This is a genomic window from Gemella haemolysans ATCC 10379 (assembly GCF_000173915.1).
Classification (GTDB): domain Bacteria; phylum Bacillota; class Bacilli; order Staphylococcales; family Gemellaceae; genus Gemella; species Gemella haemolysans.
Map to the genome: position 1 here is coordinate 39,761 of NZ_ACDZ02000004.1, position 11,501 is coordinate 51,261.

Below are 11,501 nucleotides of genomic sequence, written 5' to 3' on the forward strand. Positions count from 1 at the left end.
TTTGATTTTATAAAAATTAATTTTCCTAAGTCTTTCTTTGTTGTTTCATATAAGATATATTTTGAAGGTGCTGAATCAAAAGTTTCAAATTTTAGAAAGTTTATATGAGAATCTTAGATATAGTACTTTATTGATATCTAATTACGATTTATAAAAACTTTTTATGTATTTAACAAACTGTGTTATTGTTACTCAATAAAATCGATTCTCAAAAATAAAGATTTTTGAGGATCTCTTTATAGGATAAATTGTAATTCATTTTTAAAAGTGATATTATATGAATATAAGGGGTGAGGATTATGTCAAGAGAAGAAAAATTAAGAACTATTATTAGTACGATAGATAATTCAGAGTATAGTGCTACTAAGAAAACCACTAATAATAAATGTATGATGAAAACATTTAAAGAGGCTAATGACACTTGGCTAGCTGAAGCTTATTCTAAGAAAAAATATGCTGATTATAAACCGTTTCAATTCGTTGATGGAGAGGGAGTAAGGTGTTCAATATATTTAAGTGGCTGTTTATTCGCTTGTAAAGAATGCTTTAACGAAAGTATTCAAAACTTTAATGCAGGTCAATTATACACGAAAGAAATAGAAGATCAAATAATCCAGGATTTAAGTAATTCTTATGTGCAAGGACTAACGATTCTTGGAGGAGAGCCGTTCCTTAATACTCAGGTAGCTAGAACGTTAGCGAAAAGAGTAAGAGATGAATTCGGTTCAACAAAAGATATCTGGGTATATAGTGGTTATACATATGAACAACTCCAAAATGGTAGTGAGGACAAAAAAGAATTATTAAGCTTGTGTGATGTCTTGGTAGATGGACCATTTATGATTTTTCTAAAAGATTTAAGCCTTAGATTTAGAGGAAGTAGTAATCAAAGAATTATAGATTTAAAAAATTCGAGTAAAGATAATGTAGTATTATATTTAGAATAGTAATACTTGCAATGGAATTACTTTTAATAGAATATTTTTCGTGATATAATAATTATGTTAACAATTATGGATTTATTATATCTCTAATTGTTTTGTAAATTAATTTATAGAGAGGAGATTAAAAATTGAAAAATATTATAGAGATTTTTCGAAAGGATATAAAAGAAGTATTTAGAAAAACTAATACGTGGATAATCATAGTAGGGTTAATATTTTTACCATCAATGTATGCATGGCCGAATATACTATCCTCATGGGATCCGTATGGACATACTAACAATATAAAAGTTGCTGTAACATCAGAAGATGAGGGAGCTACTGTTGATGGAAAAGAGTTAAACTTAGGTAATAGTTTAGTTGAAGGATTGAAAAATAATAAAAATCTTGACTGGCAGTTTGTCTCTAATAAACAACAAGCTGAGGATGGAGTAAGAATAGGGGACTATTATGCGAGTATTGTTGTACCGAAAAATTTTAGTCAAGATATGACATCGGTTAGTAGAACAGAACCTAAGAGAGCCACTATAGAGTATACGGTTAATGAAAAAATTAATGCGATTAGTCCAAAAATAACAAACAGTGGTGCTTCTGCAATAGCTAATAATATTAGTAAAAATTTTGTAGAAACAGCTAATGGTATAATTTTTGAAAGACTGCATGAAGCGGGGATAAAATTTGAAGAAAATCTTCCATCAATTGAAAAAGCAAAAGAAGAAATCTTTAAATTAAATGATAACTTTTCTACATATGAAAGTACTTTAAGTGAATTAATTGGAAAAGTGGAATATGGGTATAATATTTTAAACAATGTTCAAAATACACTTCCAGAAATAGATAGAGTAGCTACAAATAGTATTATGATTGCTGATAAGGCTGGAATTACTATTAATAATATACAGGGATTCAATGAAAGATTATTACCTATTATTAATAATCATCTTAATGTTGTAGAGGAAGTATCTAAAGAAGCTAATGTTATAGCAAAGGAGTTACAACAGAAACCAGATAAAACAGAAGAAATAAAGGCGAGACAGAAAGCTTTAGATAGCAGATTACAAGCTAGTACGGAAAGATTACAACTAGTAAAGAATATTTTTGAGTATTTTAATAGATTATCAAATGAGAGATTATTTAATAATCAACTTGAAAGAGTAACAACTTTATTGAATGATATTACAACGATAAAAGAAGTAAATAATAATATTTACAATAAAATGGATCATTATGATGAAATAGCAGACACTGTAAAAGAGGAATTCGTAAATAAATCTGCTAGAATTAATGAAGTTTCTTCAAATATGAATTCAAAATTAAATGTAGAAGTTGCACCTTTGATCTCTCAAGTTCTTAGTAAGGCAGAGGTTAATATTGATAAGGTGAGTGGCATAATTGCTGGGGCACAAGGAGAGCTACCTGCAGTAGAAAGAAAATTATCAGAAACTGAGGTGAAAATTAGTAATGCTTATGGAAAACTATTATCATTACAGGCCCAAATGCCATCTGCGAAGAGTAAAATCCAAAAACTAACAGATGAAATTAAAAAAGCTGACAGTGGGATAAATAAAAATCAACTGTTTAATTTATTGAAGGTTGACTATAAACAACAGGCAGAGTTTTTCGCAAATCCTGTTAAACTTCAAGAGAATAAACTTTATCATATAGAAAACTACGGTTCAGCGATGACACCATTTTATACAGTTCTTTCTATTTGGGTTGGTTCATTACTAATGTCTTCGTTATTAACTACTAAAGTAGAAGATGAAGAGAAAAAATATAAACCATATCAAAAATATTTTGGTAGAGGGCTACTATTTGTAATTATATCGTTATTCCAAACATTAATAATTACACTAGGGGATATGTATGTGCTAGGAACACAGGCAACCTCACCATATAGATTTGTATTATATGCATTACTGATTTCCCTTCTATTTTCTTCAATTATCTATACTATAGTGTGTATTTTAGGAAATGTAGGGAAAGCTGTTTGTATAGTATTATTAGTATTACAATTAGGAAGTTCAGGAGGAACATTCCCAATTCAAATGACATCAGAATTTTTCCAAGCTTTATATCCTAAAGTACCATTTACATATTCTATAGGTTTACTACGTGAAGCGGTAGGTGGTGTATATATTCCAGCTGTAGAACGTGATATTAAGATATTATTTATCTATCTAATTGTCGTTCTTGTAGGAGGAGCAATTCTAGTTAGTTTAAAAGCACGTTCTGCTAAACTGAGTAGAGAAAGAGAACGTTCTAAGTTATTCTTATAAGATTTATATTTTAAAAATTTTAATAAAGTGATTCAAAAGAATTGATTTAATGCAGTCAAAACTTTTGAGTCACTTCTTTTGTTTGTTTTCTCATACTAAATGAAAAAACTTAGTATTTATGATATAATAAAATGATAAAACCTTAAAATATAGAGGATAAATTATGGTTAAAACATTAGATAGAACCAAAGACATTTTCTTAGATACAATGCTTTTGGGAAATGAAATATTAACGAAAAAAATAAAAACAACTAATAAGACTAAAATCACTGTAATCTTAGCTGCTTACAGAAATGTAGGAAGACTGGAAAGTATTATTAAGGATTTATATAATCAAAGTTTTCAAGAATTTGAAATAATAGTAGTTGATGATCTTTCTGGATCAGAGATTGAAGAAGCGGTAGTTGCATTAGATAATAATAAAATTAACTACATAAAAAAACAACTAGGTTCTAACTCTTCAGCAAAAAACTGTGCATTAGATTTTTCTAAGGGGGAATATGTAGTTTTTGTTGAAGAAAGCTCAAAATTAAAATCTAATTATTTGGAATTATTATTTAATGAAGTATCGCAGAAAAATCTTGATATAGCAATATTAACAAGAAATGGTTATCCAAGTATATTAAATGAGACTATATCATCAGGGCAAGATTACCTTATAGAAGAAATTAAGAAATTAAAAAGTGATTTGAATTATAATGTTACTTCTTGTATTTTTAAGAAAAAATTCTTAGATGTTTATAATTTAAGATTCCAAGAAGATATGTTAGCTTTAGAGAATTTATACTTCAAATTACGTGTCTTTGATGTTGCAGGTAAAGTAAGTCAAGTAGCAAAAGTAGGTTATAAAGATTTACAAGAAAGTAAATCTGTAAGAAATAATGCAATGATTGAAGCTTCAACAAGAAGAATAATGATTGCATTTAATAAGATTGAAGAATTTAAACAAAATAAAAAATATGAGGAGAGTTTAAATTTACTTTGTGGATATTTACTTTTTGATGTACTTAGAATGCATGAAAATATGTCCGAGGAAATAGAGATTTTAGAGCTAATAAAATCAAGAAAAAACTATTTTGATAGTGACACATTCGTAAATAAAACGATGATAGCAATGTCTCCGATAATGTTTGCAAATCATCTTAACAGAAAGGATAGGAGATAATTATGAGGCGAATATTACATAATGTGTTTTCGTATGCGTTCATAGCCTTGTTTACAATAGCTTTAACTTGGGCATATGTAGCACCATTTGTGTATGAAAGAATATTAAATCCGTTGGCACTTCTGTTAGGAGTTCCAGTGGTTTTCATACTGTTTATTTATGCAGTAAAAAAAGTGTTAGCAACAGATGAAGTTGGATTAAAAAAATATAATCGAATTATTGTGCTAGTATATTTAGTATTTCAGGCGATTATTTTATCTATGGATACACTAAACTTTTCAGATGGTGCAGAGATAGAAAACGAAGCACACTACATGCTAAACTATGGAAAATTCTCTGGTGAAAGATATTTTTTAGTTTATCCGAATAATATTACACCGACAATTATTCTATATTGGATATATCGTATAGCTGCATTTCTACATATATCAGAAGTGTGGACATTACATATATTCTGTTTCTTGGTAACAACGGCGACAATATTTTTAACATATAAGACTGCTGGAAAATTACTTACAAAGCAAAAGCAAACGATAATTTTAGGATTAATGATATTATACATTCCTTTCCAAATGTATAGTTTATTTTATTACTCTGATACATTAATGGTAATTATGGTTGCTCTAATAATATATGTTCTTATACCTTCAGATGGAAGTTTTATCTTTAGAACAAAACATATTTTAGCAGTAGCTATTTTAGTTGCATTTGCATGGAACTTAAGATCTAATATAATTATTATTTTACCAGCGTTAATAGTTTACTTACTATTTTTTAAATGGTATAAAAATTTAGTTCTATTATTAGTGACCTTTGGAATTGCATTTGTATTCTTTGGAAAAGGATTCGATATGCTGTGGGCACACTATGGATTTTGGAAAGATGATGGCTATAAGTTTCCAATGTTGCACTGGGTAATGATGGGAATGAGTATTCAAGGTGGTAGTTATAACTGGCAGGATTTCCAATTTACTTATCTTAGTCAAAACAAGATGACAGATGATCTAGGTTTATTCTTTAATAGGGTGACTCATAGACCGTTTTTCCTTAATTTACTCATGATAGTTCTTAAAATAAGAGGTAATTGGAGTGATGGTACTATTAACTATACGAATGGTACACGTGCACTAAGAGATGGTGATGGCTTCTTATGGCAACTTTTCTATGGAAGTAATAATAGTTTCTTCATATATCTTTCTCAAATGATGTATGTCGTGATTATCTTTGGTATGGTATATTACATCTATAAACGCAGAAAAGAGTATATTACTTCATGCTTCTTATTCCAAATTATCATCTTCGGGGTATTTACGTTCCATTTAATCTGGGAAGCTAAACCAAGATATGTTTATGCATGGATGCCGATAATTTTTATTTTAGGAGCAAAAGGTATAATACTATTTGCTGAAAGATATGAGACAATCATATTTGATAAGTACAAGAAAAAACTTTATATTGCTTTTGGAGTAGTATTTGCTCTTCAAGTAGGAAGTGATAGTTTCTTAAGACCATCTTATTCGATGAACTTAGACTATGATTCACGTGTAATAAATGGTATTAGTATTTATGCAACGGATAATTATTTAAGAGATGGAATAGTTAGGGTGAATAAAGATACAGAGGTAGAACAAACATTTAAAGCTAATCGCAGCTTTAATTATGTTCGAGGATATATTTCTTCATATGATGAGAAAAATAATTCGAAGTATAAAGTAGAGATAATAGATAAAAAAGATAATAAAGTTGTAAGAGAACATGAATTTATTTATCGTGAATTGTATTGGGAAGTACCACTACAAACATATACTCTTCGTTGGTATTTCAATGATCTTCCGGCAGGAGACTACAGTGTGAAATTCTCACAAGTAGAAAGTGATAATAATGGAAGCATAGTAATTTCTAGTGTACCAAATGAAATGATTGATATGTATGAAGCTGGTAAATTATATATTAACGGTGCTGATCAAAATAAAAAAGATTTATCATTACAAATAGGACATAGATACCAAAAACTTTGGTGGTATTAATGAAATAGTGGACAAAGAAGTTTTGTAATTTTGAATCAGAATAATATGAGTGCTGACCAAAAAAGGTCCTAAAATTTAACAAAGTTCATATGAGAACTCATAGACACAGTGGTTTATTGATATCTAAATTCGCTTTATAAAAGCTTTTTAGATATCTAATAAACTGTGTGGGGGTGACTCGACAAAATCGATTTCTCCAAAATCACAATTTTTGAGTCACTCCCTTTCTTCATATTTAAGAATAAGGGTGGATTTTAATTTAAGTTTAGCTATAGTATAAGGTTAACATAAAGTAGGGAATATATAATATAAATATGAGAGTAATTCGACAAAATCGACTTCTCAAAAATTTTAATTTTTGAATCACTCTCTTTCTCCAAATAACATAGCATAGTTCTAATTTGCAAACGATTTATTGTCAAAGAAGGTAAAACTATGTTATAATTAGAATACAACATAAAAGGAGCAAATAATTATGGTAAATATTTATGATAAAGCAAATGAATTTGAAAGAGCATTAAGAGAATCTGATGAGTATAAAGCATCATTAGCTGCATCTGAAGAATTATACGCAGATGAAGAAGCTAATGCTTTATATACAGAATTCGTATCTAAACAAAAAGATTTAATGGAGTCTGCTCAAGCAGGAAATGAACCTACAGAAGAAGAATTATCAGTATTTGAAGAAATTCAACAAAAATTATTAGAAAATGCTAAATTCTTAGAGTTTGTACAAACTCAACAAAAACTACAATTTTTAATTGAAGACTTAAACAAAGTAATGTACAAACCTCTAGATGAACTTTTCGAAAAATACGGAAACAAATAGAATAAGATTTAACACGAAGTATTAGATATTTTCTGATACTTCGTGTTACTATTTAAAAATCACCTAGGAAATTAATTTTCTAGGTGATTTCTATATATACATTTAACTTTTATTTATCTTTATTTTCTTCAACATAATCTATTAATTCTAATGTAAGATCATATCTAAAGAATGGTGTTATTAGGTAAATTCCTTTGAAGTGTTTTAAAGCAACATCAAGTAACTTTTTACTTTCTTCTAAAGCAATTTTTTGACAAAGTTCTTTGTCATCTTTTACTTCTTCTAGTTTTGCTAAGAATTCTTCTGATAACTTGATACCAGGTACCTCATTGTGTAGGAATACAGCATTGTTGTAGCTTGTAATTGGCATTATACCAACGAAGAATGGAGTATCTGGATAATCAGCAGCAAATTCTGCTAATTGCTCAATTTTTTCAGCTTCAAAGACAGGTTGTGTAATAAAGTAATCGGTACCTGCTTTAATTTTCTTCTCAACTAGACGTTTTGTTTTACTTAAGTCGCGAACATTTGGATTATAAGCAGCAGCAACTGTGAAGTTTGTAGTCTTTTTCAGAGAAGCTCCATTATATCCAAGTCCTTCATTAAGTTGTTTAATGAAAGGAATTAATTTAAGACTAGTCATATCATAGACACTAGTTGCTCCAGGGAAGTCACCAAGTTTACTTGGATCTCCAGTAAGAGCAAGGACATTATTAATTCCAAGAAGATCAAATCCCATTAAGCGAGATTGTAATCCGATAAGATTGTGATCACGACATGTTAAATGTAGAAGTGTAGGGGTAGAAATGTGCTCTTTAAGTAACGTAGCAGCAGCTAAATTACAAATTCGAGTGCTAGCTAAAGAATTATCTGCTAAAGTTATAGCTTCGATATTCTTTTTATCTATCGCTTTTGCACCTTCTATAAATTTATCTACATTTAAATGTTTAGGTGGATCTAGTTCAGCTATTATTGTTACTTGTTTTTTCACTTTATCAACAATTGTTGGTTCGTTATGAGCAACCCTTACAAGCTCTTCCTCGGCCGGTAAAGGTGTGATAATTTTTCTTTTAACAGGTTTAAGATCTTTAATTCCTTTTTTAATAGCACGAATATGCTCAGGAGTAGTTCCACAGCAACCGCCTATTAATCTTACACCTTCTTCTACAAGTAACTTAGCACTTTGTTCGAAGTAAGCTGAATTTTTTCTAAAACGGTATTCATTACCATTAATAGTTTGTGTTAACTGTAATAAGCTGGCATTAGGATAAGCTGACAGGTAGCTTTGTGCAAATAATGGAACTTGTTTTAAACTTTTTATCATATGATAAGGACCAAGATGGCAGTTTAAACCAACGATATCAGCACCTAAGTTAACAAGGGTACTTAGAGCATCAGTTACTTTTTCCCCATTTTGAGTTATACCTGCTTCTAATAATGAAATATTAGTAATAATAGGTAAGTCAGTTAATTTTCTAGCTTCAGTTAATACAGCACGAATTTCTTCTTGATCATAGTAAGTTTCAAAGAGTAATGCATCAACTTTATTTGTTGATAATAATACTTTAACTTGATCGATTGTTTCATTGACAATTGTTTCTAATGATAGTTCACATTCACGAAGTCCTCTAATAGCTCCAATAGTACCGAAAACAAAAGTGTTTTCTCCAGCAGCTTTACGAGCTATTTCAGCAGCGCGAATATTAATTTCTTCAAACTTGTCTTCATAACCATAAGTTTTTAGCTGACATTTTTTTGCAGCATAAGTATTTGTTTGAATTATATCTGCTCCAGCTTCGATATAAGCCTTATGAATTTTCTCTACAGAATCCGGATTAGAGATATTATTATATTCATGACAACTTTCCAATCCATTACTATAGAGAGCTGTACCCATAGCTCCATCAGCTACGAGTACATTTTGTTCTAATCTCTCTAGTAAGTTTCTCATATGAACCTCCTATTTAGCGGCAAGTTCATTTCTAATTTCTTTAGTTACCTCAACTAAAACTTCTAATGCTTCAATAGTTTCTTTTTCAGCACGAGTTTTTAATCCACAGTCAGGGTTAATCCAGAATTGCTCAGTAGATAGTTTTTGAAGTGGACGTAAGATGTTTGTACGAACTTCTTCTTTAGAAGGTACACGAGGAGAGTGAATGTCGTAAACTCCTAGACCAATACCTAAAGGATAGATTGCAGTTTCGAATGCAGAGATTAATTCTCCGTGACTTCTACTAGTTTCGATAGAAATAACGTCAGCGTCTAATGCACGGATAGAATCGATAATTTCATCGAAGTTAGAATAACACATATGTGTGTGAATTTGTGTATCATCTTGAACTGATGAAGTAGCTAGACGGAATGAGAATACTGCTTCTTCAAGATATTTTTCTTTTTTGTTATCTCTTAGAGGTAATCCTTCACGGATAGCTGGTTCGTCAACTTGGATAATTGTAATTCCAGCTTTTTCTAAAAGTTCAATTTCATTTTTAAGAGCGATAGCTATTTGGTTGAAGATTTCTGCTTTAGGAATATCAGTTCTTTCGAATGACCAGTTTAGAATTGTAACTGGTCCAGTTAACATACCTTTAACAGGACGGTTAGTTAAGCTTTGAGCATAGGCAGTTTCTTTAACTGTAACAGCTTCTACGTGTTTTACATCTCCGTAAATGATTGGTGGTTTAACCCCACGAGAACCGTATGATTGAACCCAACCGAATTTAGTAGATGCAAATCCAGCGAAACGTTGTCCGAAGAATTCAACCATGTCTGTACGTTCGAACTCACCGTGAACTAATACGTCGATATCAAGATCTTCTTGGATTTTAATCCAACGAGCGATTTCTTCTTCGATGAATTTTTCATATGCTTCATTAGATAGTTCACCTTTTTTCCATAGAGCACGTTGTAGACGTACTTGTTTAGATTGAGGGAATGATCCGATTGTAGTAGTTGGTAATAATGGTAAGTTGTATTTTTTATTTTGAACTTCACGACGAACTTTGTAATCAGATGGACGAGTAGAACGAACATTTTCACTTGATTCTAATTCAAGGTTTCTGAAGTCAGCATTTTGTAGTTTGTTGAAGTCTTCAACGTGTTTTTGGTATGCTGCATCTTCTTTACCATCTAATTTGCTAGCTAGTAAGTTAAGCTCTACTAATTTTTGATCAGCAAATGCTAAACCGTTTAATAATGTTTCTTCTAATTCAGTTTCGTTTTTAGTTGTTACTGGTACGTGTAGTAATGAACATGAAGGTTGAATTACTAATTCAGCAACATTGGCTTTAATTTCTTCTAATAATGCAGAACTATCTTCGAAATCATTGCTCCATACGTTACGCCCATCAACAACCCCAGCAAATACTTCTTTATCTTTGAATAAACCAGCTTTTACATTAGCTAAGTTTTCTTCTCTTCCGTGAACGAAGTCTAAACCGAAAGCTACTGGTAAATCAACAAGTTTTTCAGCTTCTACTAAAGCTTCAAAGTAAGTTTGGAAGATGAATTTAGCATCTACTTCGTTGTTGAAGTGGTTGTATACTTTGTGAGCTAATTCTACATAGTTTCTACCTTCATCAGTAACAAAGATTGGCTCATCTACTTGGATGTAAGAAGCACCAGCTTCAGCTAATTCTTTGAATACTTGAGTGTAAAGTGGAACTAATTTATCTACAGCTTTTTCAAATTCTCCTTCAGCTAGACCACTAGATAAAGCAACATATGTAATTGGTCCAGTGATTACTGGTTTAGCTTTATCTCCTACGATTTCTTTTGCTTCTTTATATAAGTCTAATAGACGAGTATTGTTTAATTTAGGGTTAACATTTTCCCATTCTGGTACGATGTAGTGGTAGTTAGTGTTAAACCATTTTTTAAGTGCAGATGCAACATTATCTTTGTTACCACGAGCGATATCGAAGAATAAGTCTACATCAACTTCTCTTCCTTCGAAACGTTGTGGAATAACGTTGAATTGAACTGATAAATCTAAAATGTGATCATAAAGTGAGAAATCACCAACTGGGATAAAATCTAATCCAGCATTTAATTGTTTCTCGATATAAAGACGACGAAGTTTTCCTGCTTCTTCAAATAACTCATTTTGACGAACTGTACGAGCCCAGTATCCTTCAATTAATTTTTTCCATTCTCTTTTTTCCCCTAAACGTGGGTATCCTAAACTTGATATTTTTGTCATTATTTTTTCCTCCTGAAATTTTCTCTTTTTGTGTATATTGAATTATAAAAATAAAA

Annotated in this window: 7 protein-coding genes; 5 read left to right on the forward strand and 2 right to left on the reverse strand. The window is 30.5% G+C overall.

What is annotated here, in order from left to right:
* Window positions 1-299: 299 nt before the first annotated feature.
* The 5 genes from nrdG to GEMHA0001_RS00545 all read left to right on the forward strand — a co-directional run bounded on the left by nrdG (window position 300) and on the right by GEMHA0001_RS00545 (window position 7,244).
* Window positions 300-947 carry an anaerobic ribonucleoside-triphosphate reductase activating protein gene (gene nrdG, locus GEMHA0001_RS00525; RefSeq protein WP_004392824.1) on the forward strand — a complete coding sequence of 216 codons (648 nt, stop codon included), beginning with the start codon at window positions 300-302 and terminating at the stop codon, window positions 945-947.
* 125 nt (window positions 948-1,072) lie between these two features.
* Window positions 1,073-3,223: a YhgE/Pip domain-containing protein gene (locus GEMHA0001_RS00530; RefSeq protein ID WP_004392834.1), complete on the forward strand. Its 2,151-nt coding sequence runs from the start codon at window positions 1,073-1,075 to the stop codon at window positions 3,221-3,223.
* Window positions 3,224-3,386: 163 nt separating this feature from the next.
* A complete protein-coding gene (locus tag GEMHA0001_RS00535) occupies window positions 3,387-4,388 on the forward strand; it encodes a glycosyltransferase family A protein (protein ID WP_004392808.1) in 1,002 nt (333 codons plus the stop codon).
* Between the two features lie 2 nt (window positions 4,389-4,390).
* Window positions 4,391-6,415: a glycosyltransferase family protein gene (locus tag GEMHA0001_RS00540; RefSeq protein ID WP_004392849.1), complete on the forward strand. Its 2,025-nt coding sequence runs from the start codon at window positions 4,391-4,393 to the stop codon at window positions 6,413-6,415.
* Between the two features lie 475 nt (window positions 6,416-6,890).
* A complete protein-coding gene (locus GEMHA0001_RS00545) occupies window positions 6,891-7,244 on the forward strand; it encodes a YlbF family regulator (protein ID WP_004392847.1) in 354 nt (117 codons plus the stop codon).
* Between the two features lie 109 nt (window positions 7,245-7,353).
* On the opposite strand, the gene GEMHA0001_RS00550 is transcribed toward GEMHA0001_RS00545, so the two are convergent.
* A complete protein-coding gene (locus GEMHA0001_RS00550; protein WP_004263238.1) occupies window positions 7,354-9,195 on the reverse strand; it encodes a bifunctional homocysteine S-methyltransferase/methylenetetrahydrofolate reductase in 1,842 nt (613 codons plus the stop codon).
* Between the two features lie 9 nt (window positions 9,196-9,204).
* Window positions 9,205-11,445, reverse strand: coding sequence for a 5-methyltetrahydropteroyltriglutamate--homocysteine S-methyltransferase (gene metE / locus GEMHA0001_RS00555; RefSeq protein ID WP_004392838.1), 2,241 nt, complete (start codon window positions 11,443-11,445; stop codon window positions 9,205-9,207).
* Window positions 11,446-11,501 lie beyond the last annotated feature (56 nt).